Source organism: Picosynechococcus sp. NKBG042902 (assembly GCF_963864045.1).
In the GTDB taxonomy this organism is placed as follows: domain Bacteria; phylum Cyanobacteriota; class Cyanobacteriia; order Cyanobacteriales; family MRBY01; genus MRBY01.
The window spans coordinates 50,632-76,565 of sequence record NZ_CAWLTV010000061.1; the positions used below are offsets into that span (position 1 = coordinate 50,632).

24 protein-coding genes are annotated in these 25,934 nt (G+C 49.6%); 7 read left to right on the forward strand and 17 right to left on the reverse strand.

Going from position 1 to position 25,934, the window contains the following annotated elements; genetic code table 11:
• Positions 1-119: 119 nt before the first annotated feature.
• The 3 genes from AACR41_RS04445 to AACR41_RS04455 all read right to left on the reverse strand — a co-directional run bounded on the left by AACR41_RS04445 (position 120) and on the right by AACR41_RS04455 (position 2,415).
• Positions 120-1,520, reverse strand: coding sequence for a hypothetical protein (locus AACR41_RS04445; protein WP_030007640.1), 1,401 nt, complete (start codon positions 1,518-1,520; stop codon positions 120-122).
• Between the two features lie 70 nt (positions 1,521-1,590).
• Positions 1,591-1,935, reverse strand: coding sequence for a hypothetical protein (locus AACR41_RS04450; protein ID WP_030007641.1), 345 nt, complete (start codon positions 1,933-1,935; stop codon positions 1,591-1,593).
• 12 nt (positions 1,936-1,947) lie between these two features.
• A complete protein-coding gene (locus AACR41_RS04455) occupies positions 1,948-2,415 on the reverse strand; it encodes an ABA4-like family protein (RefSeq protein WP_030007642.1) in 468 nt (155 codons plus the stop codon).
• Positions 2,416-2,568: 153 nt separating this feature from the next.
• On the opposite strand from AACR41_RS04455, the gene AACR41_RS04460 reads away from it, so the two are divergent.
• Positions 2,569-2,931 (forward strand): DUF1815 family protein, encoded by a 363-nt coding sequence (locus tag AACR41_RS04460; protein ID WP_012308076.1) that lies wholly within the window; start codon positions 2,569-2,571, stop codon positions 2,929-2,931.
• A 131-nt stretch (positions 2,932-3,062) separates the two neighbouring features.
• On the opposite strand, the gene AACR41_RS04465 is transcribed toward AACR41_RS04460, so the two are convergent.
• From AACR41_RS04465 to chlP, 4 genes are all read right to left on the reverse strand, one after another.
• A complete protein-coding gene (locus AACR41_RS04465; RefSeq protein ID WP_030007643.1) occupies positions 3,063-3,941 on the reverse strand; it encodes a phosphatidate cytidylyltransferase in 879 nt (292 codons plus the stop codon).
• 227 nt (positions 3,942-4,168) lie between these two features.
• Entirely contained in the window at positions 4,169-4,492 is a 324-nt protein-coding gene (gene cutA / locus AACR41_RS04470; protein WP_030007644.1) for a divalent-cation tolerance protein CutA, read from the reverse strand.
• Positions 4,493-4,784: 292 nt separating this feature from the next.
• Positions 4,785-5,303, reverse strand: a complete 519-nt coding sequence (locus AACR41_RS04475) for a GGDEF domain-containing protein (protein ID WP_084150021.1) — start codon at positions 5,301-5,303, stop codon at positions 4,785-4,787.
• 1,297 nt (positions 5,304-6,600) lie between these two features.
• Positions 6,601-7,824: a geranylgeranyl reductase gene (chlP, locus tag AACR41_RS04480; RefSeq protein ID WP_030007645.1), complete on the reverse strand. Its 1,224-nt coding sequence runs from the start codon at positions 7,822-7,824 to the stop codon at positions 6,601-6,603.
• 21 nt (positions 7,825-7,845) lie between these two features.
• On the opposite strand from chlP, the gene AACR41_RS04485 reads away from it, so the two are divergent.
• Positions 7,846-8,022 carry a hypothetical protein gene (locus AACR41_RS04485; protein WP_156785476.1) on the forward strand — a complete coding sequence of 59 codons (177 nt, stop codon included), beginning with the start codon at positions 7,846-7,848 and terminating at the stop codon, positions 8,020-8,022.
• Positions 8,023-8,034: 12 nt separating this feature from the next.
• Here the strand turns inward: AACR41_RS04485 and AACR41_RS04490 are convergent, their stop codons facing one another.
• The 5 genes from AACR41_RS04490 to AACR41_RS04510 all read right to left on the reverse strand — a co-directional run bounded on the left by AACR41_RS04490 (position 8,035) and on the right by AACR41_RS04510 (position 12,108).
• Positions 8,035-8,766, reverse strand: coding sequence for a hypothetical protein (locus AACR41_RS04490; protein ID WP_062435882.1), 732 nt, complete (start codon positions 8,764-8,766; stop codon positions 8,035-8,037).
• 87 nt (positions 8,767-8,853) lie between these two features.
• On the reverse strand, positions 8,854-9,993 hold the full coding sequence (locus AACR41_RS04495; protein ID WP_030007647.1) for a glycosyltransferase family 4 protein: 1,140 nt from the start codon (positions 9,991-9,993) through the stop codon (positions 8,854-8,856).
• An 88-nt stretch (positions 9,994-10,081) separates the two neighbouring features.
• A complete protein-coding gene (gene scpB, locus AACR41_RS04500; protein WP_012308069.1) occupies positions 10,082-10,576 on the reverse strand; it encodes an SMC-Scp complex subunit ScpB in 495 nt (164 codons plus the stop codon).
• Positions 10,577-10,623: 47 nt separating this feature from the next.
• Positions 10,624-11,226 carry a ribonuclease HII gene (locus tag AACR41_RS04505; protein ID WP_030007648.1) on the reverse strand — a complete coding sequence of 201 codons (603 nt, stop codon included), beginning with the start codon at positions 11,224-11,226 and terminating at the stop codon, positions 10,624-10,626.
• A gap of 3 nt (positions 11,227-11,229) precedes the next feature.
• A complete protein-coding gene (locus tag AACR41_RS04510; RefSeq protein ID WP_030007649.1) occupies positions 11,230-12,108 on the reverse strand; it encodes a tetratricopeptide repeat protein in 879 nt (292 codons plus the stop codon).
• A gap of 179 nt (positions 12,109-12,287) precedes the next feature.
• Between AACR41_RS04510 and AACR41_RS04515 the strand changes: the two genes are divergently transcribed.
• Together AACR41_RS04515 and AACR41_RS04520 are read left to right on the forward strand one after the other, a co-directional pair.
• On the forward strand, positions 12,288-13,502 hold the full coding sequence (locus AACR41_RS04515; RefSeq protein WP_030007650.1) for a DUF790 family protein: 1,215 nt from the start codon (positions 12,288-12,290) through the stop codon (positions 13,500-13,502).
• A gap of 155 nt (positions 13,503-13,657) precedes the next feature.
• Positions 13,658-14,185 carry an NADPH-dependent FMN reductase gene (locus AACR41_RS04520; RefSeq protein WP_030007651.1) on the forward strand — a complete coding sequence of 176 codons (528 nt, stop codon included), beginning with the start codon at positions 13,658-13,660 and terminating at the stop codon, positions 14,183-14,185.
• A gap of 200 nt (positions 14,186-14,385) precedes the next feature.
• On the opposite strand, the gene asnS is transcribed toward AACR41_RS04520, so the two are convergent.
• From asnS to AACR41_RS04540, 4 genes are all read right to left on the reverse strand, one after another.
• A complete protein-coding gene (gene asnS, locus AACR41_RS04525; RefSeq protein ID WP_030007652.1) occupies positions 14,386-15,768 on the reverse strand; it encodes an asparagine--tRNA ligase in 1,383 nt (460 codons plus the stop codon).
• A gap of 71 nt (positions 15,769-15,839) precedes the next feature.
• Positions 15,840-16,241: a thiol-disulfide oxidoreductase DCC family protein gene (locus AACR41_RS04530; protein WP_012308063.1), complete on the reverse strand. Its 402-nt coding sequence runs from the start codon at positions 16,239-16,241 to the stop codon at positions 15,840-15,842.
• The gene (gene metH, locus AACR41_RS04535) at positions 16,234-19,776 is read right to left on the reverse strand and encodes a methionine synthase (protein WP_030007654.1); all 3,543 of its coding nucleotides are present in this window, start codon (positions 19,774-19,776) and stop codon (positions 16,234-16,236) included. The genes AACR41_RS04530 and metH overlap by 8 nt, the downstream gene beginning before the upstream one ends.
• A 175-nt stretch (positions 19,777-19,951) precedes the next feature.
• Positions 19,952-21,235, reverse strand: coding sequence for a TonB family protein (locus tag AACR41_RS04540; protein WP_084150022.1), 1,284 nt, complete (start codon positions 21,233-21,235; stop codon positions 19,952-19,954).
• Between the two features lie 135 nt (positions 21,236-21,370).
• Between AACR41_RS04540 and AACR41_RS04545 the strand changes: the two genes are divergently transcribed.
• Complete coding sequence (locus AACR41_RS04545; RefSeq protein WP_030007656.1) at positions 21,371-23,413, forward strand: thioredoxin domain-containing protein; 2,043 nt, start codon at positions 21,371-21,373, stop codon at positions 23,411-23,413.
• A gap of 69 nt (positions 23,414-23,482) precedes the next feature.
• A complete protein-coding gene (locus AACR41_RS04550; RefSeq protein WP_012308059.1) occupies positions 23,483-24,442 on the forward strand; it encodes a cation diffusion facilitator family transporter in 960 nt (319 codons plus the stop codon).
• A gap of 55 nt (positions 24,443-24,497) precedes the next feature.
• Here AACR41_RS04550 and mscL read toward each other — a convergent pair whose 3' ends face one another.
• On the reverse strand, positions 24,498-24,935 hold the full coding sequence (gene mscL / locus AACR41_RS04555; protein ID WP_012308058.1) for a large conductance mechanosensitive channel protein MscL: 438 nt from the start codon (positions 24,933-24,935) through the stop codon (positions 24,498-24,500).
• 418 nt (positions 24,936-25,353) lie between these two features.
• Here mscL and AACR41_RS04560 point away from each other — a divergent pair.
• A partial coding sequence (locus AACR41_RS04560) for a transporter substrate-binding domain-containing protein (protein ID WP_152551016.1) occupies positions 25,354-25,934 on the forward strand: 581 nt, incomplete at its 3' end.

The window sequence follows — 25,934 nt, forward strand, 5'->3', positions numbered from 1 at the left end:
GTTCAACGGGATTTCCCATTCAGTATGAGTGATCCTATTCTGAATGACCAAGGTGATGCTCGGTGCTTTGTCGGAGATTTCGATCTGGCGATCGCCTCTTCACGGGCTACCTTGATTGACTAAATGTCTAAAACTGTTTTCCAAAGCCAAAAGCCAACGCCAAGCAATAGAGCAATTCCAGCAACCCACGCAAATTTCGTCCAATTTGAAGCAGGCTTAACTGGGGGAGTGGGTTCGACTTGAAATTTTGGCGTATTGAGATGTGAAAGTAGATTTTCCGGCGTGGCAATATTCTGGAAAATCTTCGTAACCCCAGGCCAAACATAATCAGTATTGTAAGCATTGGGGCCATCTTTAACGCCGCCAAAATCCTTGAACAAAGCATCGTCATAATATTGCGTCGAAGTCACGGCTTGATTATGAAAAGCGACCAGGGGCGGATCGTTTTCTGGGTTGGAATAGGAAAAATAAATCGCCTTATTTTCACTGGCGATCGCCTCATAATTAGAAGTAGCTTGCCCCCGCATCGGATCGACCCATTGGCTGGGCGGCACCAAGGTATCAGAACCACCATGTAAGATGGCCACGGGCTGCTTTAGATCTTGTCCCGTATCCTGAATCAAAATCGGGGCTGCCGTGAAAGGAGACCGGAATAACTTCAAAATCCAAATGGCAAATTTGGGGATGCCCATCTCCGTGCTAACGGCGGGATCGGCTGTGACGATTTGCTTCGGGAAAAAGCGATTGCTAGGCGAATCTTTCAGCACAGAGGGGAGACTCAAGGCAATTAATCCCCCCAGAGAATGACCAAAGGCAAAGGTCTCTAAGCTTTCTTGATTCCAGTGGGCATAGCGTTCTTGGGTCGTTAAATATTCCCAAGCATCTTCCGGGAGGGCGATCGCATTACTCAGCCATTCCGTTGGTGAATGCACTAGGCTCAAACCTACCGTAGACAAAAGATGAATCAAATTTTTCCCATACTCCCGCCGAAACCAGCTACACACAGTCAGCAGCAAAATAATCACGACCAAGGCCCAGGCCACGCGGCGCAAGTCTCCCATCGTAAAGGCAGATAGGCCGCGGCTTAAACCCGTATCATTCCGTTCGTAAATTTCTGAAAATAGAGGGTGAATATCTTCTGTTGCTAAGGTCTTCTGGGCTGACTTCTGAGTTTGCGTCGCAGCAGCTAGCCATTGCTGAATATGGGGCTGAGATTGTCGGGGTGGCGTTAGCGTTTGGGGTGCTGTATTCGGATAAAAACTCCGCTGAAAGTCAGGAAAAAAGACAATGTACCCCTGCTTTACCAACTCAAGCAGATGGGCCTCATAAAAAGAAGGCATACAGAGGGCAAACCCATGGAGATAAAGAATGGCATTCAGCTTTGTGCCAGGATTTGAGGCGGACTCTGGGACATACACGCGAATAAATGTCCCGTCTGCATGGCTGCCGCCCTGGTACACATAACATTTCCCCTCCGGCACATGCTCGCACATCCAAGATTCAGAAGCCGCCAGTGACATAGCCTGTAGATCCCCCTAATGAGATGGTGTAAACGCAGATTTATATAGTGTTTTGGCGCTAGTCATACTTTTAACGCTTTTCCTCAGTTTTGTGGTTGAGTTTATAATCAGCCGCTGGCCAAATTTCATTAATCTCATCGGCCTGGTGCTGGGCATTAAATCGCTCCCAGATAAGGCCATTTACATCCACTTCTTGGGTAAATTCCACTGCCGTAGGATCTTCCCAACCCAAATGTCTCAGGGAACCTGGAGGGCAGGTAAAATCTTGGCGCACTGAGAGGTTTAAACTGCTGGTTCTCCAGAGGGCATATTCCCCCGGAATGAATAAGTAAGGCGCTGTCCCTAAACGAGCTGTGTAGTCCGCCACGGTTGCTGCAATTTTGTCGGTAGAAAGGGCGAGGTGTAGTTTCTTCATCGCTATTTGTTTTTAAGATTCTGGGGCATCGGTCGCCGCGACCTTACTTTGGTTTCGCCAAATACCAGTGATCCCAGCCGTCACAATATGAGACAACAACCCAGCCGGCCCCGCAAAAAGACATAGGGCGAGGGAATGGCGGGTAAAAATGCCTTTTTCTAACCCCTGTTGATAAATCCAGCGCCCGACAAACAAATCCATCACGAGAAAATGTGTCCAGCCAGTGGCCATCACCGGCGGTAACGAAAATAAAGCCGCTAAATCACTCAAGGTGGGATTTGACCAGATTGCGGCTTGGTCTGGATCGAGGGAAAGGGCGAACAAACCGACATATACAACGGCCAGAATCCCAAAGGGCACCAGGGAATCCATGAGTTTTTGGGTGCCTTGCCATTGGGGGGCAATGATCATTAATCCCCAAAAGGGCAATACAAATAAGTTTGTAAGATTAAATACAATGTCTAAGTTTTCTAACGTCATATTACTGATAAGTAACGGTATAGACAGGGTTTGCGGCCCATTTGGGTATGATAACCGTAGCGTATCAATCTTGCTGACTTTACACGGTAAATTTAAATCTTAAAAAAGTATTAATAAGGTTTAGAATAGGTGTGTCACTATGGAGACAATAAGGTGTTTATTCGACTGGCTCAACAACATCGTGATTTCGTAAAAGACCTCGTCATGAGTCTACAGGCCCTGGCGATCGCCCTTGAGAACCGTGGTTACCTCGCGTCCTGCTATACCTGCGGCACCGAACTCAATAGCGCTTCCTTTATGGTGAGTCTAGGCGAAAATCATCTCATTCGTTTTCTCGTTTCCGATTACGGCATCACCTGGACAGAAATGCGTGATGAGCGGGAGCTGATGAAGCTAGAAGGCGCAGAAGCGATCAGCCAACTCCAGGAGCTCGCCAACATGATCAAGTACGAGCGGGAACTGCCCAAAGAATTTTCTTACCAGCGTCCTGAATCTGACTCTTTGGTCACCCTCTAGGCCCTGGTTCAATTGCTTCGTCTAGAAACGATTTTTTGATTTCTCCTCAACTTTCGGACTGACTGCCACGGATCTCCCGAATGGGTGGAGATCTCTTTTGCTTGACGACTCATATTTTTAAGGGTTGCTGTTTAGGAGCCAAAAATCGGCAGAAAAATAGTCACGAACAGATAAACGACTGGCGCAGTAAAGACATAGCTATCGGTGCGGTCGAGGATGCCGCCGTGGCCCGGAATCAACTGTCCAGAATCCTTAAAGCCTGCATCCCGTTTCATGATGGATTCGGTTAAATCTCCGAGCAGGGTGGTGACGCTAATGAGCAGCCCCAGGAGTGCGCCTGTAATGGGCCACCATGACCAATCCAAATACCAAGCACCGGCGATCGCCACGAAGATAGTCCCCAAGGCTCCAAATACAGCCCCTTCGACGGTCTTTTTGGGGCTAATGGCCGAGAGTTTCGTTTTTCCTAGCCATTTGCCCATGAAGTAAGCCCCAATGTCGGCGGCCCAAATACAAACCATCACGACAAAGGTCAACTTGAGGGCCTGGGGCAAATTAAACCACTCTCCCCAGGAAGCCGGAAGATAGCCATAGAAGGGTAAGTTACTCACGGCTTCCGTTTCTGCGAGGCTGCCCATCCTCAGTCGTACCCAGTAGCTGGGCATATAACCGCCGTAAAAGAGTCCCAAAATTGAGGTGGAGAGATCGGCAATGGTTGCCATTTTGGGCTGGAATAGAAGATAAAAGCAGATAAACGTCCCGGCGAGGGGAAAAAGGGCGTCAGCAAGGCTCGGACTCAAGGTCGCAATCACAAGCAACAATTGAGACACGACTAGGGTGGTTTTTACCGCTGGTGCTAATCCCTTTGCCCGAACCATCCGGAAGTATTCCTGTTGGCCGAGAAAGACGAGGATGCCCATTCCCAAGGTAAAGTACCATCCCCCCAAGACAATGAGGGTCAAGGCCAGGGCGATCGCCACTACACCACTAATGATTCGCGACAAAGACATAAAACTGCAAGCTCACGGCTGGGGGCTTCAATAAAAGAATTAAAGCGGGTTCCCCAGGGTTGTTAAAGAAAATTTTATCAAACGTTAACAAGATTCACGGTACAGACGCGATGAATTCACCCGGTGGGCGCGTCCCTAGTGTTTCCTGTGACGAAGTACAGTACCCAAAAAATGCTAACACAACTCCTTTGGTCGCGGCTAAAGACCATGGCCTAGAAGTGATTCGGTTAGGTATGCTCGGAGGTGACATTGGTATCGATCCAATGGCCATAGGCGGTTTCTACTTGATCAAGGGCGATCGCGTAAATGGCGGGCAGTTCATAGGGGTGGTGGTCTTTGATCGCGGTTTCTAAAGCAGCATATTGGGCCGCAGTGGTCTTAAAGAGGAGTCGAAATTCTGGTTCTTGCTGTAGTTGGCCTTCCCAATAATAAAAGCTTTCAATCTCGTTGATCTGGATACAAGCCGCGAGACGGAGATCCATAATTTGTTTGGCGATCGCCTGGGCTTCCTGGCGACTGCTGACGGTGGTAACGGCCATGAGATATTGCATCGACTTGATGAATCAACGAATGCTAAAATCCAAGTCTAAGCGGATTTAACGACAAAGGGTTGAAATCCCGCCCCTTGGGGCGTAATTAATGCTCTATAATCATATCGTTGACACGGCAACGGATAGCGAAAACCAAGCCCAAGCTAAACACATACAAAGTATTTTTTGTAACCGTGATTTTTGTCCCCGGGAACCGGGGAGTCCGCCTATCGCCAGAATATAAGACTCGCTATTCCTCGGAATAGAAAGCTATTCTTTGGGTAGGAAGCCTCGCTGCTTGCGGCGGGGTAGTTCACATGGCCTTCCAACGGATATAGCGGCGCTTGCCAGCCTGTTTAGCTTGATAAAGCGCTTTATCCGCGAAGTCTAAAACCAGCAACACATCTTCATGGTCAATGGGCCAGATTGCTAAACCGATGCTCGTGCCAATTTCGACGGTATGGTGACTCAGTTCAAAGGGCTGGGTCAGGGCGAATAAAACTTTTTGGGCAATGATCCTCGCAATATTTTCAGCTTGCGCCATGGGCAGAGGCAATAACAATAAAAACTCATCGCCCCCAAGTCGAACCCCGGCTTGGCCAACCCGCAATTCCATACGCAACCGATTGGCCACCGCTTTTAAAAGCTCATCCCCCACGCCGTGGCCGTGGTGATCATTGACCTGCTTAAACCCATCAAGATCGAGGGCCAGCACTGCCAGGGCTTGATCATTGGGAATTGTCTCTTCTGGGTAATCTGCGAGAAACAACCGTAAACCTTCGCGATTGGTGAGACCTGTAAGGGGGTCACGGCGGGAGGCTTGTTCTGCCAACTGCCGAGCTTTTTTTGCTGTTCGCCTTCGTACTGGAGGTGGCGGATGGTTTGCTCTACGGTCTGGATCTCATCTGGGGCACGATACCGAGAAGAAATAGGCGTTTCTGGCGTAGACCATAGTTGTTGGCTCATGCGACTCAGACGGCGCAAGGGACGACTCAGCCAACCGGATAAATACCAAATCCCCACAATGGATAAACTGCCAATCATTAAGGAATACACCCAGATATTGCGGGCTAAGCTGCGGGCTGGGGCGAGGGCGATCGCCTCTGGTTGTCTGGCCACCGTAAACCAACCTAAACCAGGGTAATTTTGATAACCTTGGGTGCGACGAATATCCGTTAAATAACGGGTGCCGCCGGGCCAACGCAACACGAGGGAACGGGATTCACCTGGGGCGAGCTCCTCAAGGGGCAAAAAACCCATCAATGTTCCATCATTCCATTCCTCTGGGCCAAGCAGTTTATTTCCCTCAGCAGAAATGATGAAGAGTTCTTTTTGCCTTTCCCCAGCGATGGGCTCCATTAAAGTTGACTGGGTATTATCGGCCCATTCCCAGCTTAAGTGGGCGGCGAGGACTCCCTGAAACACCCCATCAATGCTCTCGACTGGTATTGCAATATCGACAAATTGAATTGGTTCTCCGTTGGGAAGAAGGGGAAATTTATTGGCCAATAACACTGCGTCATGGACATCCCCGATAAATTCTCCTTGGCGGCCCTCCTGAAAAACTGGGCGACTGGCAATGGACTGGCCTTCGAGGATTCGGTCGGTGGCAATGCTGACGGTTCCCTGGGGATCGAGAAAGCCGATCCAGGTAAACATGGGTACGAATTCTTGGGCTTGTTCCAAGAGCCGTCTGGCTTCGGGATCCCGTTGGCGATCGCCAAAAACAGGAATCACCGCGAGGGTTTTGACTTCATTGAGCCTTGCCCACATTCGCAGATCCAACAGACTCGCAAACTGACGATTAATGTCCCCCAGATGTTCAGCGGCGGCGGCTTTATTGCTAACAATCGCCTGTTGACCCACCAGGGCACTCACTAGCCCCCCCACAAACAATAGGGCAAATCCATAGAAAATAGTGAGACGTTGCCGATAATTCATCTCGTGGCAAAGCGATCAATGCACCCTAAATGATAATGCTAGGGGATACTGTTGTTTAGCCTAGGGACACCAAAGATAGAAATCAAGGTTTACTTGTTTTTATTTACAACAAAAAATAGGGGGTCATAAAAATGCTCCCCCCGAAAAGTCAACTATTTAATCTGTTAATTTGAGATCCACAGGCACAACTAGGGTGCTAAAGCATTACCCCGCAGCAGACTACCAATGGTTTTCGCGGTAATCTTCATCTGCTTGAGAGGATTAGCGGGGACGACGGTCTTGTACAGATAGCTGTCAAAGGTGAGCTTCTGCACATCGATGTCAGCACACATTTCCACAAAGGCTTCGCGGGTGGCATCGGAACGGTAGAAAACCCGCTGGAGAATGTCCAGGACGAGGTAAGTCGCACCATACTGCTTATCCCAACGCTTCAGGTATTGCTTGAGATCAGCTTCGGTGGGAACGCGCTGACCATTGTTAGAAGCTTCGACGATCACCTCGGCACACATCCGCGCTGATTTGGCCGCAAAGTAAATGCCTTCACCAGAGGACTTGGTGACAGTACCGGCTGCATCACCAACGAGGGCGACACGACCGACAACGCGCCGGGGTCTGGGGTGTTCGGGAATGGGGTGGGCTTCTACTTTGATGATTTCACCACCTTCGAGGCGTTTCGCCGCGCGGGCCCGGATGCCAGCTTGTAATTGCTTGATTTTGGCTTGGTTGACTTTCATGGTGCCTGTCCCGACAGCCACGTGGTCATATTTCGGGAAGACCCAAGCGTAGAAGTCAGGGGAGACATCGTCACCGACGTACATTTCGGCCAGTTCTTCGTAGTAGGCCATTTTGTCTTCGGGGAGACGGATTCGCTCCTGGAAGGCGATCGCATAGTTATAATCACCAGCATCGATGGCTTTGGCGACACGGGAGTTGGCCCCATCAGCACCAATCACCAGATCCACTTTCAGGGTTTTCATTTCCCCTTTCACTTCGCCGTTGGAGTGGTCGGAGTAGTGGAGAACGTAGGGATCAGTATTGTTGTTGGGAATTTCAAGCTTAAAGACGGTGCCGTTGATCAGCGTTGCGCCGAGGTCAGCGGCCCGGTTGCGCATGAAGCTATCCATCACTTCGCGGCGACACATCCCGATGTATTCGTCGTCCTTGAGGGTTTGACCAATGTTGACTTCGATATTGGAAGGGGAAATCATCTTCATTTTCCGCACGCGACGGTCGATGATCTCTGGGGGTAAGTCAAATTCGTCAACCATACAGAGGGGAATCGCCCCACCGCAGGGTTTGGCATTGTCCAGTTTGCGCTCGAAAATGTAGGTTTCGATGCCAGCTTTAGCTAAGATTTCGGCGGCGGAAGAACCGGCTGGCCCTCCTCCCACAACAGCGACCCGTAGTACCAAGGCTTTGCTCCTCGTCTCGTGATGAACTATACGTTGGGCATGGTATCACGGACTATCTGGGGCGTGCAGGCGATCGCCAAGGTTTCAGAAAATCTCGCAATAGACCTTAACAAGTTTGTTAAAAAAGTTAATGTTGATCGCCCTAAAAGCAATCTTGATCCTAGGGAATCCTCTATCTTGGTGCTCCTGCCCCGTTGAAAAATTTCAGGTTCAAAAATTTGGGGTTTCTTGGGCGTCTTGGGGGAGTTTACGGCCCGTCACCCGAAAAGCAGCCACAAGGGTCGAGAGGGCGATCGCCCCCAGAGCAAAAGCATTCAGTCCTACCATGATCCTTGGCCCCCAGATCCGCCGCTGTAGATCCTGTAAAAAGGCTTGGTGGGAACCGGCAAAAATTAAGATCCCCTCAACGCTGTGGGTAACTTCACCTTTTTGGGGGCCAGTGACCCGCGTAAATTCTTCTTTTTCGCCAATAATCACCACCTGTTGCCGAGGATTGAGAAAACGTAGATTTCGGTCTAGGGGCCAATTGCGCACTTTATAGGCGTCATCGTCCATGGCAATCTGAGCATCATCGAGATCGAACAGAATCCTTTGGGGCGTCCAAAGACCATTGTCATCTACATAGGCCAGATATTCATTGTTTCGACCCCGCACCGGGTTATCAGGGCTGGCCACCGCCACCACCGCCACAGGTTGACCTGCTTCAATTTCCCGGAGAGTTGCCAAGGTCGTAATCGGTGGTAAATCAGCAGTGAATTGTAAGGTTTGCTTTGCTTGGTAAGCCCCTAGTAAATTAGCGCCCAAGAGGAGAATCAAAACACCAATTGCGGGCAAAAAACGCTGGGCAAAATTTTTAAACGTTTTGAAGCGCGGCAGACCGACCCGAAACAAACCAAAGGCGATCGCCACCACCCCACAGAAAATCAGAAGATTAATAAACATTGCAATCGAAACCACCTGCAATCACAGCTAAATGCCTTTAGGGTAGCGGCAAACGCTTTTTGGGGCTAAAAATGTCGGCAGTCTGGCCTAGGCAGCTAGGGATAGGGGCTTACTTTTTTCTAAAACTTGCTGGTAGTAACTCTGTAATTGTGCCGTTGCCGCTGCCCAACCCCATTTTTCCGCTTCCTGGCGGGCTTGTACCCGGAGCATTTCCCGTTGGGTTGCATCCATCGCTAAGAGTTGTTGGGTTGCTTTTACGGCTCCGTCAGGATCTTGGGGGTCAAACATATAACCATTTTCGCCATCGGTGACGATATCAGGAATGCCACCGGAATTAGCTGCCACCACCGGACAACCCGCCGCCATCGCTTCGAGGAGGACTAAGCCAAGGGTTTCTGTGCGAGACGGGAACACAAAAGCATCAGCAGAAGCAAAAGCAGACGCCAGTTCTAAACCCTGCAGATAACCGACAAAGTGGGTATTGGTGCCCGCAAAATGGGCTTCTAGTTCAGTGCGGTAGGGGCCATCACCGACGATCGCCAAGCGCGATCCAGGAATCGCTTCGAGGACGGGTTTAATTTGATCAATTTGTTTCTCCGCAGACACCCGTCCCACATAAAGTAACAAAGGCGCTTCCGGGTGTCCCTGGGAAAGGCGATCGCGCATCTTCTCAGACTTCAAACTGGGCTGGAACATCTCTGTATCTACGCCCCGCTGCCACAGATCCAGGTTTTTAATGCCATGGCTCCGGAGTTCTTCGACCATTGCTGTGGAAGTACAGAGGTTTAATTCCGCTTGGTTATGGGCCGCTTTGAGGAGTTCCCAGAGCAATCCTTCGAGGGCACCGAGGCCGTAATGTTGGAGATATTGGGGCAGGTGGGTATGGTAGGAGGCGATCAGGGGAATGTGGAGTTTTTTCGCGAAGAAAATCCCCCCCAAGCCAAGGATTGCGGGGTTGACCACATGAATGAGATCCGGCTGAAATTCCTCTAGGGCACGCCCCACCGAAGGCCCAGGAAATGCCATTTTTAGTTCGGGATATAAGGGGAGAGGATTGCCTTTAACGCCGTAGACCACGGCTCCTTTATGTTCCCGCAGGCCACCGTCGGGACAAAATACCATTACTTGATCTCCGCTGCGTTGGAGATGATCTACGGTGTGGCGCAGTCTGGTGACAATCCCATCGACTTTCGGCAAAAAGGTTTCGGTAAACAGAGCTATACGCATGGCGATCGCAAACGAAGAAAATAGTTTGTCTGTAGGGTATCAGACGGGGTGACATTTCTTGACAATGGATCGCGGTTTTAAGGGGAGATTAAGGGGTTTCTGGAAGGTTGGGGGATAGCCCTAGATCCTCAGCATCAAATTCAAAGTATTGGTGAAATTTCGCGCTCACTTCGAGCCAATAGGAACGCCCCTCTTGCTGCCGTCGCCGTTTAATAAAGCCCTGGGCCAAAAGATCTTGGATATGTTGGTAGGCACCACTACCCCGCAATTCGATCAGTTCCGTTTGTAGAATTGGTGATTTTAAGGCGATCGCCGCCAGGGTTCTTTGGGCACCAATGCTTAACTCTGTGGGGATGAGATTCGTCACGAGGGCTTGAAAGCTTTCCCGCAGTTGCAGGCTAAATCCGGTGGGGGTTTCTACCACTTCAAGGGCGCTGTCCCGGTGGGCATAATCATCCATCAATTCCAAAAGAGCGTCGGCCACCAGGTGCCGGGGTTGTCCAGCGGTATCGGCCAATTCTTCCAGGCTCAGGGGTTGGGCTTTGATGTAGAGAATCGCCTCTAGGGTCGTCGCAAGCTTCATGGGGGCAGACCAAACGGGGTGGGCTTTAGCCTCCCACTGTATCGGCTTTATTCCTGCTCCGGCAAGAGTTCGAGCTGTTGGGGCGGCGGCTGAATTTTAAAACTTTGGCGGTGGTGGGGCGTCAGTCCGTATTGCCAAATGGCTTGGCGATGTTTTTGGGTGCCATAGCCTTTGTTATTGGCTAAATCATATTCAGGATAATGCTCTGCCAATTGAATAATGTCTTGATCCCGTTGCACTTTAGCGAGGATACTGGCGGCGGCGATCGCCTTTATTTTACTGTCCCCTTGGATAATCGCCTCTTGGGGGTAATTCAGTTTAGGAATAGTTTGGTGGCCATCAACAAAAATTTCCGTGGGTTTAATTTGTAATTTTTCAACAGCACGGGTCATCGCCAGAAACGTTGCCTGCAAGATATTAAGCTGGTCAATTTCGGCCACCGATGCCGAGGCGATCGCCCAGTCGGTTACCAGAGCCTGAATTTGGGGCATGAGGGTTTCCCGTCGTTTGGCCGACAGCTTTTTACTATCGGTCACACCAAGCTCCCCCAGGGCTTTTTCCTGGGTTGCATTGACCACCACTACTGCAGCTACCACCGGCCCAAACAAACAGCCCCGGCCCACCTCATCAACGCCCGCCAGTAAAACCATGGTCTAGGCTTGGGTGGACTGAGCTAACTGTTGGAGATTTTCCCAAGGAGCTAAAGACCGCATGAATGCAAAACAGGGAGCCGTTTCTGCTTGGGGGAAATAGGTCAGCGGGTCGAGGGCGATCGCCTTTTCTAAACTCCAAAAAGCCCCTTGGTCATCACCGATCTGGGCCAAACAACGGGCTTGGGCATACCAAGTTTCTGCATCGTCGGGGGCATCAATTAGGGCTTGGGTAAAGGCGGCGATCGCCGCTGGGTAATCCCCCAAACTTGCGAGGGTGTTTCCCCGTTGGTACCAGGCCCAAAAATCATTGGGTTTCGCGTTGAGGGCTTGGTCGTAGCTGGCCAGGGCCGCTTCTGGTTTTCCCCAGGCTTGGAGGGCATCGCCTCGACGATACCAACACCAATAATCTCCAGGGCGAAATTCGAGGGCACGGTCATAGGCAGTCACAGCACGATCCTGACGGCCCAGGAGTCGCCAACATTCCCCTTGACGATAAATCGCCCAATAGTCGTTGGGTTGGGCGGCGAGGGCTTTTTCAAAACAGGCGATCGCCTGGGTGTAAACCTGGAGGACTTCCATGTAGAGGCAACCCTGGTCATACCAAGACCAATAGTTTTCTGGGCCAATGGCACAGGCCCGTTGGTAGGCGGCGATCGCCTCATCCACATGGCCTAATTTTTCGTGGGCGATCGCCAGGTGATACCAGGCCCAATAGTCGGTGGGATAATATTCGAGGGCGCGATGATAGCACAGCAATGCTTCGTCAACATCGCCTTCGAGCCAGCGGAGTTGTCCCTGCTGATACCAACCTCTGTAACTGTCGGGACGGCATTCTAGGGGGCGATAGGTTGTGCGGGCTACGGTGAGTAAGTCTTCCATCCCAGGCGGTAATCTTGCGTTTTTTGGCAGATTAATAATTTTTCTATATCTAAGATAACGGATTTGTTAAGGTAATCTGAAGTCTGGATTTAACCTGCTTTGGGCGATTTTGCCCGGTTGAACGGGCCATTGGGACGGATTATTCGCGCCGACGTTTTGTTACAAATTTTACGATTTTTATGCTGCCCACGGATTTACTCATGCACCGTCGCCAGGGGGAGAGCCTCATCCCGAAATATTTAGCTCCCAACAAGCAGGCGATCGCCTTAGCTGAAACCTTAATAGACTGTTTTCAACGGTGTCAGGGGGAACAGAAAAAAGTCCTCCAGGCGGAACTCCAGGAAATCGAAGGAGATAGCACCGATTTTAAAGTGCAGCGGGGTTTGGCCCACCTGTTGAAAAATCATTTCAGCACCTTTGAAATTGTCAGCCCCCTCGAACCCCAGATGTTGCGGGAAAAGGTGTTTGCCCAGGCCGCTGCAACGATGCCAATTCCCGAACAACAATTCAAAATCCTGGAGGCGATCACCACCGAACTCAGCCAAGCCCCGGATCAATCCGTCACCCCCGCAGCCATCGCCGCTGGTCTCTATGCCGATTTACCCGAAAATCATATTCTTACGGAGTTTACGGCCCCCAGCCCAGAAACCCTCATCGACCGCTACAACCTCTCCCAAGTCCAGGGCATTTTTTACAAGGCGAGCCAGCTCATTATCCACGCCCACCGCAATGACCCAGGGGAATACAAGCTGCTGTTCCGCTACCTAAAGCTTTTTCAACTGATGACCTACATCGAAGGGGATGCGGACACGGGCTTTACAATCACCATCGATGGCCCCACCAGTTTATTTAAGGCCAGTACCCGCTATGGCTTGGCGATCGCCAAAATGATTCCGGCCCTGCTCCATGTGAGCAAATGGCAACTAGAGGCCCACCTGCAATACAAAGACACCTATAGCAACACCATGCGCCAGGGACAATTTAGCCTCGATGACCGTTGTAATCTCGTGAGCCACTATCCTCCCGGTAAACCCTACGACAGTATGCTCGAAGAATCGTTTGTGAAAGGCTGGCAAAAGCTGAAAACCGAATGGCAACTTGAACGGGAAGTTGATTTGATTCCGTTGCCGGGGAGTGTAATGATTCCCGATTTTCGTCTCGTGCATCCCGATGGCCAGGAATATCTTTTAGAAATTGTCGGTTATTGGCGACCGGAATATCTTCAGAAAAAATTCGCTCAGATTCGTCGTGCTGAACAACCCAATCTAATCATTGCCATTTCAGACCGTCTCAACCTTCAAAAAGCGGGCGTAAAATTCGACGATTTACCGAACCCAATTATTTGGTTTAAAAACAAACTGCCAGCTAAAAATATTTTGCAAATTATCGCATAAATTTCTATGTTGCTGACGCAATAAAAATGTCTAAATTCCTGACCTAATGAGCCTCTTAATGAATCATCGCCGCACGCGCCGTCCCCAATCATAGAGTTTTAGAAGCTATATTAGAAACGTTGTCATCTATGTCATAAAAATCAGCAAGATCACAAATGAGTTATTTAATTATTGGTGCGAGTCTTAATCCTGAAAGCCGCAGTCAAATTCTCGCAGAACAGGCACAATTACTGCTGCAAAATCAAGGAAAATCTGCCCAATGGCTGGATCTTAGAAAGCTTGATTTACCTTTTTGTGCCGGGAGAAGCACCTACGATCACCCAAGCCTGCCTCCATTGAATGAAATGGTGGCCGAAGCCGAGGGCATCATCGTCGCTACTCCTATTTACAATTACGATGTGAATGCTGCTCTCAAAAACTTCTTGGAACTCACTGGTCAGTCTTGGCAAGAAAAAACGGTGGGTTTTCTCTGTGCTGCGGGGGGCAAATCTAGCTATATGTCTGTGATGTCCTTTGCGAACAATTTGATGTTAGATTTCCGCTGTTTAATCGTGCCACGTTTTGTTTACGCGACGCGGGAAGCTTTTGCGGAAGGGAAAATTGTAGATGAAACAATTGAAACTCGGTTAGCAGAATTGGTACACGATTTGGTGCGAATCACAGAAGCCTTAAAGACCCAATAAACATAGTTCCTGACAACTGGAATGTAGCTAAAGGTTGAAGTTTATCTTTAATCCGATCACACCTTTAGCTAACCAAATTTCCAAGTTTATTTATTGTGGCGATCGCCTGCTATTCTGCACCCTAACAATGTCATAGATTTCAACAAGATCAACATGTCTTGATTGAATTCATTTGTGAATCGCAAACTAAAGAACAAACCTTAAAACTCAGCATTTAGAGGGGTACGGGGGAAAGGAATCACATCCCGAATATTACCCATGCCCGTTATAAATTGAACTAAGCGCTCAAAACCAAGACCAAAGCCCGCATGGGGAACAGTGCCAAACCGCCGTAGATCGAGATACCACCACAGATCTGCTGCTTCGATGTTCATCTCCTGAATGCGTCGTTCCAGCACATCGAGCCGTTCTTCCCGTTGGGAGCCGCCAATAATTTCGCCAATTTTTGGCGCGAGCACATCCATGGCCGCCACGGTTTTCTGGTCATCATTGAGGCGCATATAAAAAGCCTTAATGTCTTTTGGATAGTTGCTCACGATCAAGGGCTTTTTAAATAGGTCTTCGGCGAGATAGCGCTCATGTTCTGACTGGAGATCGATCCCCCATTCCACTGGAAATTCAAAGGTTTTATTGCTTTTTTCTAAAAGGGCGATCGCCTCGGTGTAGGTAATGCGGGCGAACTCATTCTCGATAATATTTTGAGCCGTGGCGAGGACAGAATTATCAATGCGCTTGTTGAAAAATTCCATGTCTTCAGGACAAGCTTCCAGCACATACTTGAAGATGTAGCGCAAAAATTCCTCGGCCAAATCCTGGTCGCCGACAATATCGCAAAAGGCCATCTCCGGTTCCACCATCCAAAACTCTGCCAAGTGCCTGGAAGTGTTGGAGTTTTCTGCCCGGAAGGTCGGCCCAAACGTATAAACATCTTTGAAAGCCATCGCCATCACTTCTGCTTCCAACTGACCGCTCACGGTGAGATAAGCCGGTCGCCCAAAGAAGTCTTCGGCATAGTCAACGGCTCCTTCTTTTGTCCGCTTCGGATTGGCCAGATCAAAATTGGTAACCGCAAACATTTCCCCGGCCCCTTCGCAATCGCTAGCGGTAATAATCGGCGTGTGAGCCCAGATAAAGCCCCGTTCCTGGAAAAATTGGTGAATTGCGGTGGCACAGGCATTCCGCACCCGCATCACTGCCCCCATGGTATTGGTCTTGCCACGCAGGTGGCCGATGGTGCGCAAAAATTCAAAGCTATGGCGTTTTTTCTGGAGGGGATAGGTTTCCGGATCTGCTTCCCCGTGGACAGTCACCGCTTTGGCCTGGAGTTCGATGCGTTGCCCTTTACCCGGAGATTCCACCACTAACCCCGTCGCTGTAACCGCAGCCCCTGTATTGAGCTTTTTAATGATGGCTTCGTAGTCGGCCAGATTGCCATCGATAATCACCTGGAGGCCATTCATCGTGGAGCCGTCGCTAATTTCAATGAAAGAAAATCCCTTCAATTCCCGTTTGGTTTTGACCCATCCCTCGGCGGTGATGGTGCTGTTGATGGCGGCGGTGTTGAGGATTTCCTTAATGCGCATGGTCGTTGATCGAGTCTGAGGTAGAGGAACTGAAAATAAGTGCGCCCTTTATCTTACCGAGTTTGAGGGGTTCAGGGCAGAAATGGGGACGGTTTCGTCAAATCCATGGTGCGACAGGTGCGTTGGCCAAACCAGCGGTAACGGTTAGTCGCCACCAGCCGATAGAGCCAATCCCGGAAGTTTTGCGGTAAAGGTCGGGCCAAAGTGAACAGTTGCCAGGGGCCGCCCAGCCTTTGACAGATAGCCAAGCAAGCATCGGAGGCATAGTAGGTATTCACCCCATCAAAATAGGCGATCGCCCAGTCTTCTGGATTTTCGGGGAGGGGTGGTAAATATTGCTGGGCCGTTTTTCCTTGGAGGGGAGCGAGATAAAACTTTTGGTCTGGGTCGATTTTGAGCATCAAATCCACAAAACCATTGCAAAGATTGCATTCCCCATCAAAGAAAATAATTGGCTTTGCTTGATCAAACATTGAAGTATTTCGCGACAGGGTGGTAAGTGATGATCGCCGAGGTGGATTGTTCGGGATAGATTTGCTCACTTTCGTCCATGTACATGCCAATGCGGTCGGTTTTCAGGAGGTCTAACTGGGTGTATTGATCCAAGATATTCGGACAAGCCGGATAACCAAAACTATAGCGAGAGCCTTGGTAGCGCTGTTTCAACATATCTTTAATATTGTCGGGTTCAGCATCCCCAAAGCCCAATTCCCGTCGAATCCGGGCGTGACACCATTCTGCAAGGGCTTCTGCCGTTTGGACAGCGATACCGTGGTAGTAGAGATAATCGGTGTATTCGTCGGCGGCAAAGAGTTTTCGGGCGTATTCCGTCGCAATTTCCCCCACGGTCACCGCCTGCATGGGAAATACATCCAAAACTCCCGATTCAGTGGACGCAAAGAAATCGGCGATGCACAGGCGTTTGCCGGATTTTTGCCGGGGAAATTCAAAGCGGGCCACTTCGCTAAGGGTCTGTTCGCTGACATATTCGTCGGGATCATAAATGATCAAGGTGTTGCCTTCCGATTGGCAGGGGAAATAACCATAAATCACTGTCGGATCAAGGATTTTTTCGGCGATCGCCTTTTGTTTCCATTGTTCTAAAAGCGGATGGACGGTGTCTTGGATAAATTGATCGTATTCTTCTTTAGATTGTTCTTTGGTTTTGCGGAATTGCCATTGACCGACAAATAACGCCTGAAGATCAAGATGCCAAAAAATTTCCTCTAGATCAAGGTCTTCCGCCCGGAGAATTTTTGTCCCCCAGAAGGGAGGCCGGGGACGGGCGATATTATCCTCGACAAATTCAGAGCGACGGGTATCGATAACTTCTGGTTCTTGGGATTTGGTTTCTTCGACGGCAATTTCTTCACCATCGCCGCTATAGGTGCGCTGGTTCGCCTCGGCATAGTCCCCTAGGAAACCATCAAAATCGTCCCATTGCTGCTCGGCCTTAGCGGGCATGAGTTTATCCATGAAATGGAGATCAGCAAAGGCATCTTTCCCGTAAATCACTTGTCCTTTGTAGGTATTTTGACAGTCTTGATAAACGAATTTGGGCGTTAAAGCAGCTCCGCCTAAAATCACGGGAACGGTAATGCCTTTTTCGTTAAAGGCTTCTAAATTGTCCTTCATAAAGGCAGTGGACTTTACCAACAACCCACTCATGGCAATACAATCTGCACCATTTTCTTCGTAGGCTTGGATGATGTTTTCAACGGGTTGTTTAATGCCCAAATTAATCACTTTATAGCCATTGTTAGACAGAATAATATCAACTAAATTCTTACCGATATCGTGGACATCGCCCTTCACGGTGGCAATGATAAATGTACCTTTGCCGCTATCATCGCCTTCTTCTTTATCCATGTAGGGTTCGAGAAAAGCAACGGCGGCTTTCATGGTTTGGGCTGACTGCAAAACAAAGGGTAATTGCATTTGGCCAGAGCCGAACAGTTCCCCCACAACTTTCATGCCGTCGAGCAGGAAAATATTAATAATATCAAGGGGTGGATATTGCTCCAGAGCTTCAGTTAAAGCCTCTTCTAAACCAAGTCGTTCGCCATCAATAATGTGCTGTTTTAAGCGTTCATTAACAGGCAGATTTTTATCAATGGCTTCGGATTTTTTCGCTTTTTTACCAGCAAATAATTCAGTGAGTTTCGTTAGCGGATCGTAGGTGCAAACTTCCCCCTCAAATTCGCGGCGATCGCCAATCAGATCCCGGCAAATTTTGATATGCTCTGGATCAATTTTCGCCATCGGTAAAATCTTACTGGCGCTCACAATCGCCGAATCCATTCCCAACTGCATCGCATCATGCAAAAAGACAGAGTTCAACACCTGGCGCGCCGCCGGATTTAGGCCGAAGGAAATATTAGAAACCCCAAGGATAATGTGACATCCTGGCAATTCCTTGTGAATTCTTTCAATCGCGTCGAGGGTCGCCTGTCCGTTATTTCTATCTTCCTCAATCCCCGTGGAAATCGGTAAAGCCAGGGGATCAAAGAACACTTCATGGGCGGGCAGGCCATAGGCGATCGCCGCATCATAGGCACGTTTGGCAATCTCAAATTTCTTCTCGGCGGTGCGGGCCATTCCTTCTTCGTCGATGGTGCCGATTACCACCCCGGCCCCGTATTTTTTCGCCAAGGAAAGCACCTGATAAAAACGCTCTTCACCGTCTTCATAGTTGGTGGAATTGAGAATACATTTTCCGCCAGCCACCTTTAAACCAGCCTCCATTTTTTCCCATTCGGTGGAATCAAGCATCAAGGGCAGGGTGACGTTATTCACCAAACGAGAAGCCAATTCATGCATATCGCGCACCCCGTCCCGCCCGACATAATCGACGTTCACATCGAGGACATGGGCACCTTCTTTTACCTGGGATTTGGCGAGTGACACCAGGCTATCCCAATCTTCTTCGTTTAATAATGTGCGGCATTTTTTCGAGCCACTGGCATTTAAGCGTTCGCCAACAATTAAAAAGGAGTTGTCTTGGATATAGGGTTGGGGACTATAGATCGAGGCCGCAGCGGGTTCATATTCAGGGTGACGCTCTTTTGGCGTGAGTTCAGCCGCAATTTCTGCTAGGGCTTGAATATGTTCGGGGCGCGTCCCGCAACAACCGCCGATTACCTGGACACCGAGATCCTCGACGAAGTGCATCATTGCCATCTTCATTTCGAGGGGTGTGAGCTTGTAGTGGGCCTGGCCGCCAACGTTTTCGGGCAATCCAGCGTTTGGGATACAAGACACGATAAAGGGGGAATGCTCCGACAAATATTTAACGTGTTCCTTCATCAGGTCGGGGCCAGTGGCACAGTTCAACCCTAAAATGTCGATCTTGTAGGGTTCGAGAATGGCAACGGCAGCGGCAATCTCAGTGCCCACCAGCATCGTGCCCATGGTTTCCATCGTCACCGAGACCATGATCGGCAGGCGATCGCCTTTTTTCGTAAAGGTGCGTTCAATGCCATTGAGGGCCGCTTTAATTTGCAGCACATCCTGGCAGGTTTCCACGAGCATCAGATCCGCGCCGCCATCATAGAGACCTTCGGCCTGTTCCGCAAAGGCATTTTCCAGGGTGTCGTAATCAATGTGGCCCAAGCTCGGTAATTTTGTCCCTGGCCCAATAGATCCGGCGACAAAACGGGGTTTTTCGGGAGTCGAAAATTCTGCCGTGACGCTTTTGGCGAGTTCTGCGGCCGCTTTATTCAACTCATAGGCCTGATCAGCAAGGTCATATTCTGCGAGCACCACCGATGTACCACCAAAGGTATCCGTTTCGATCACATCGGCCCCAGCCGCTAGGAAAGCACGATGTACCGTCGCCACGGCTTCCGGCTTGGTTTTGACTAAATATTCATTACAGCCCTCATATTCGGCCCCCCCAAAATCTGCCGCCGTCAAATTCTGTACTTGCAGATTGGTGCCCATTGCCCCATCAAACACAAGGACAGGACGCTCAGGACTATGTAGGCGATCGAGGAAGGCACTTTTCATGGAGAAATGTTTCGGCGGTATGGAACGAAGATAAATAATGGCGTTCTATATTCTAACCTGATTGCCCGGCCTGGGTTTGTCTGTTTTTTCTATTGTTTTGAGCAGATTATTCCCTGATTTTTGGGAGCGATCTGCTGGAAAAAAGTCGATAAATAATTATCGCTTTGTACTCTTCTTAGGAATTGTCATCGGGGGCGATCGCCTCAGTTTCAGTTGAAGCCTCCGGTGCTTTCGGGGTCGTACGCGCTGGGGCTGGCGGATTAGCCGGAGTCGAGTTTGTTGAATTGGTGGGGGCAGGTTGGGGTTTCGGCATAAACGCCGCACAAAAAGCGGGTTCGTATCTATAGTTCACACTGACCCGGTAGTTGCTATTTTTCCCATCAAAACGGGCGTTACGAATATCTTGACTCGCTTGGTTATCCAAGGCATTTGTCCCAGAGCTTTGCACCAGGTTCCATTGGGAAGGACTACCTTCTGGGGACACGGTGACATTGTAAGTCGCGGTACCGCTAGCTTGGCTACTACAGGCCCCCTTGGGATAGTTTCCTGTCAGGCTACGATTGACTGCCGCTGTATTGCGGGCCGCCGTTTGGCTTGGGGGCGGTGTGTTGGCGCTGGGTGTGGGAGGGCGATTATTCGTATTATTCGTGCCACTATTACCGTTACTATTGCTACTGCCATTGTTATTGCGCAGTTCCCGTGGTTTAAGCAGATCGGCATCAAAGTACACTTCGCCCCTGTTGGGGTTATTGGTGCGGGGTTGGAGGGCGATCGCCGCTTCTTCTTCGAGTCGCCGTTGCCGTTCCACTAATTCCGGGTCGGGTTTGGTGGGAATCGTGAACTGTTGCTGTTGGCTAGAATTTCCATTGGGTCTGGGGGGGGTCAAGGTCGGTAAAGCGCCCCGCTCTGTCTCTGTTGGTGCATTAGGAAGCTGGGAACTGGTCTGGTTCGGAACGTTCGGTGGTGGCGGCAAAAAGCTCATATTCCGGGGGGGCGGCGGTGGTGCAAACCCGGTATAGCTACTGGAGATTGGGGGCGGACTGAGGGGAATAAAGGAAAAACTATCTTGCCCTAAACTGGGAGCCATGGGTGTTGGTAGGGTATTGAGGCCAGTAATGTAGGTCCCGTTGGGATCCATCCCCTGACCATTCAAGCCAGACAAGTCCAAATTAAAATCTGGGCTCGCCTCGAAAATTGATAAATCTAAAGATGCTGTTGTCGAAGGGAGACGATTTTGCACCTCTGGGGGTAAATCCACCACCCTCACTACCGAACGCTCCTGGGACTCTGGGGGCGCATTGTCAAAGCTGGCCCACAGGGGAATCGTCGCTGCTGCCAACCCATGCAAGGCAATAGAACCGATGACGGCTGCTCCCTGGGGACGACGGGCATAATCACCCAAATTTCTGAAGCTTTGGAAGAATTGGTCTCTGGGGCTAGCGAGGCTTTTGTCTAACATGAATCCAAAGGGGGCCGAGGGCAGATAGATGGCAAAAGATTGCTGTTCGATTCTAACTGATCACTCCAGCAAATTTGGCACAGAATCCATTCGCTAGAATGCCTTTAGAAATTCTTTCCAGGAGCAGCACTTTCCATGGCGAATCGCTTGGCCGACACCAAAAGTCTCTATCTCCGCAAGCACGCGGATAATCCCATCGACTGGTGGTATTGGTGTGATGAGGCTTTGGCCCAGGCAAAGGCAGAAAATAAGCCCATTTTTCTCTCCATTGGTTATTCTTCCTGCCATTGGTGCACTGTGATGGAAGGGGAAGCGTTTTCTGATCCAGAAATTGCCACCTATTTAAACGAAAATTTTTTACCAATCAAAGTGGATCGCGAGGAACGGCCAGACATCGACAGCATCTATATGCAAGCGTTGCAACTGATGACGGGGCAAGGAGGCTGGCCACTGAATATTTTCCTGACGCCGACTGATTTGATGCCATTTTATGGGGGTACCTATTTTCCTGTTTCCCCCCGGTATAATCGCCCTGGATTTTTGGATGTGCTGACGTCCCTGCGACGGTTCTTTGATGAGGAGCCGGAAAAACTCCAGGAGATTAAAACTGAAATTTTCACAATTTTAGACCGTTCTGCTCAACTGCCCCAGGGCCAAGCGCTCCTCGATCAAAATCTGTTTCTCAAAGGCCTAGAGCCTTGTACTGCCATTGTGGGCCGGGGTGATGCGGGGCCAAGTTTTCCGATGATCCCCTACGGGGCGATCGCCTTACAGGGAAGTCGTTTTACCTCGAATGCGCGCCATAACGGTTTGTTAGTGAGTACCAAACGGGGTTTAGACCTTGCCCTGGGGGGAATTTATGACCATGTGGGGGGCGGCTTCCATCGCTATACTGTCGATCCCCATTGGACGGTGCCCCATTTTGAAAAAATGCTCTATGACAACGGGCAAATCACTGAGTTTCTCACCAATCTGTGGGCGGAGGGGGTGACGGAGCCGGCCTTTAAAACGGCCCTAGAGGGAACCGTCGCTTGGCTCGCCCGGGAAATGACAGCCCCCCAAGGCTATTTTTACGCGGCTCAGGATGCCGATAGTTTTCTCGATGCCGGGCACCCAGAACCAGAAGAAGGCGCTTTCTATGTCTGGGATTATGACGAGCTCCAGACGCAACTCACTGCGGCACAATTTGCTGAATTGGAACAGGCATTTTTTATTGCGCCGGACGGTAATTTTGAGGGGAAAATTGTTTTAAAACGACGGCAATCCACAGCAATTTCGGAGAGCTTGCAAGGCATTCTTGATCAATTATTTACAGAGCGCTATGGTACGCCCCGGCAGACCCTCGATCAGTTTCCCCCCGCCCGCGATAACACCGAAGCAAAGGCAACAGCTTGGCCCGGCAGAATTCCGGCGGTTACAGATACGAAATTAATTGTGGCCTGGAATAGTTTGATGATTTCGGGATTGGCGCGGATCTATGGGGTTTTGGGCCTCGAAAAAGCTTGGGAATTAGCCGTCAACTGTGTCAATTTTATCCTCGAACACCAATGGCAAGGGGGGCGCTTATATCGGCTAAATTTTGATGGGGAAGCAGACGGGATGGCCCAGTCAGAAGATTATGCCTTTCTTATTAAAGCCCTACTGGATTTGCAGACTAATCACCCTAAGCAGACGCATTGGCTCGAAAAGGCGATCGCCCTCCAGACAGAATTCGATCAGCAGTTTTGGTCAACGGATTTGAAGGGATATTTCAACAACCGCCAAAGTCCCGAACTCTTGATCCAAGAACGCAGTTATCAAGATAATGCCACCCCTGCGGCCAACGGCGTTGCCATCTGTAATTTGATGCGTCTTTTCTTGCTTACAGAAAATACCCAGTACCTCGACCGCGCCACGGATGCATTGCTGGCCTTTGGGTCTGTGCTCGAAAAATCCCCACAACAGTGCCCTACATTACTTTTAGCTTTGGATTGGTATTTGCATGGCACCGTCGTAAAAGCGAAGCCGCAGCAATTGTTGAAACTCAGAAAAACCCTGTTAAATACGGTGGTGCTTAAACCCACCCAGGAATTGCCTGCAGGGAGTATTGCCCTGGTGTGTCAAGGGTTAAATTGTTTAGAACCTTGTCGCAGCGAAAGTCAATTGGCGACTCAGCTTCAAACAAGTTTACAGCGGTGAGGGGTGTGAATTAAGCAACTTCGGTTACGCTGGATTTGCGATTCAATCCGTCTTCTCCCCATAAGCGCCATGCCAGAGCATAGTCATTCCTCGCACCACTTGCCCCAAGATAATCGTCGGGAGGTACGGCGGGTGTTGTGGTTAACGTTGTGGCTGAACTTGCTCGTGATGACGTTAAAGGCTGTGGTGGGTTTGATCACGGGTTCCCTGAGTCTCCAGGCGGATGCTCTCCATAGTTTTACGGATAGCGCCAATAATGTGCTGGGCTTATTTGCCAATAAGTTTTCTTCACCGGAGCCCGACCGGGATCACCCCTATGGGCACCAAAAGTTTGAAGCAGTCGGCGCTTTGGGGATTGGGATGTTTCTGGGGATTGCCTGTTTTGAAATTTTACAGGGGGCGATCGCCAAATTAATTGCTGGTCAGAGTGAGATCAGCATCAGCCTGGGGGAATTGAGTTGGCTCATTGTCGTGCTGGGGATCAATATTTTTGTGGCATTCTATGAGCGGCGGGCAGGCCAAAGGGTAGGCAGTGCGATTTTACTCGCCGATGCCAAACACACCATGAGCGATATTTGGGTGACAATCCTTGTGATGTTGGGTCTCTTAGGGGTCTGGCAAGCGAAGGTTTGGGGGCTGCCCCAACTGCAATGGTTAGATGTGGTGCTGGCATTTCCCGTGGCCGCTTTAGTATTTAAAAGTGCCTGGGAAGTGCTCACTGATAATTTGCCCTGGTTAGTCGATGAGATGGCGATCGCCCCCGAAGCAATCCACAAACAAGTGATGACAATTCCTGGGGTGATTAATTGCCACGACATTGCGTCACGGGGTTTGCGCGGTCGGCAAGTCTTTATTGAAATGCACCTCATTGCCGCCGCCGAGGATGTGGCCACTGCCCATGCCATTAGCGAAAAAGTTGAACGTCACCTAGAGCAAATTTTCGCCCCAGCGAGGGTCACCGTTCACATCGAACCCAAAGCCTACAGTTCCGATCACATCGGCTTTGATGGCACCTCTTCTCACCCATAAAAAAGCCCCCACCAAAGGAGGCAATCCTTCCGTCAGGTATTGTGAGAATTCAGTTCTATTGCTGACGATTTTCCATTAAATTAGCTAGACGTTCGATGGCCGCCGTGAGGTTTTCTTGGGCCACAACTGCTGGATCTGGTGCAGGTGGCGGCGCGTCTATTTCTTCCATGGCTTTCGCTCGGTTAAATCGCCGTTGCATTTTTTCGATGGCCCGAATAACCAAGAAAATCGCAAATGCAATCACCAAAAAGTTAATTACAGCCGCCAAAAAAAGCCCGTATTTAATGCCATTAAAAGACAATTCGCCCAGGGCATCTAAATTAGCTGCACTCAAAGCAGGTTGCAAAATTGCCGGCGTAATAATATCCGCAACTAAAGAGTTGACAATTTGGCCAAAAGCACCACCGATAACGACGGCCACCGCCAAATCAATCACATTGCCCCTCATGATGAAGGCTTGGAAATCACTCCAAAAACTACTTTTTTTTGCCATAGATACTAATCTCTTAGTGATGGATTAAAAGCGATACACAAAGATAAAAGTATGATCGCCCCTATAAAGATAAGCGACCGCACCCAGCAAATCAATTTTCTTAACCAATTCTTAAAAAGAACCGGGGCGAAAAAGCAAAATCTAGCTGAAAACAAACCTTTAAATCAGCGTCGTCAACCGTCAAACAGTCGAAAATAAAATTACAAATTTTGTGCCCAACTTTACTTTAGGGCCGACAATTAATCACTTGTTGGCTATTTAGCCACCACTCCATAAACAATATGCTTCACTGGCAAAAATTCACGAATAATGGCGTTGTAATATTTGTGTTACTTAATACTGTTGCCGTTAATTTTTTATCTTAATTATACTTAAGAAGCCTGTTCTCTCAGTTGCCATCTACTAACTTCCTAATTTAATGAATAAAAGCACTGTGCTCGTGGCTCTAGGTCTTGCCGCGATGCTCTCTGGCACAGAGGCGATCGCCCAAAATCAGCCAGCAAAAACGATTACCGTGGGGGTTTATCAAAATGATCCCAAGGTTTTTATCGATTCAGGTGGGCGACCCCGGGGCTTTTGGGTAGATATTACGAGTGACATTGGGCGTGTGGAAAATTGGGCAGTGACCTATGTTCCCTGTGAATGGAATCAATGTCTCCAACAAATTGAACAGGGGCAACTCGATCTGATGGTGGATGTCGCCTATTCCGACACGCGAGATGAAGTCTTTGATTTTAATACCATCATCGTTTTGTCAAGTTGGTCACAGATTTATGCGCGACGGGGTGTTCATTTAGAGACGATTTTAGACCTCGACCAACGGAGAGTCAGCATCCTCGCCTCTGGGATTCAACAGGAAGTCCTCCGAGAAAGAATTAAAGCCTATGGCATTCAGCCGGAACTGGTGCCCATCGATAGTTATCCTGGGATGTTTGAACAGTTAGAGACAGGGGAAGTTGATGCTGCCATTGTCAATAATTTCTTTGGGAATAAATTGGG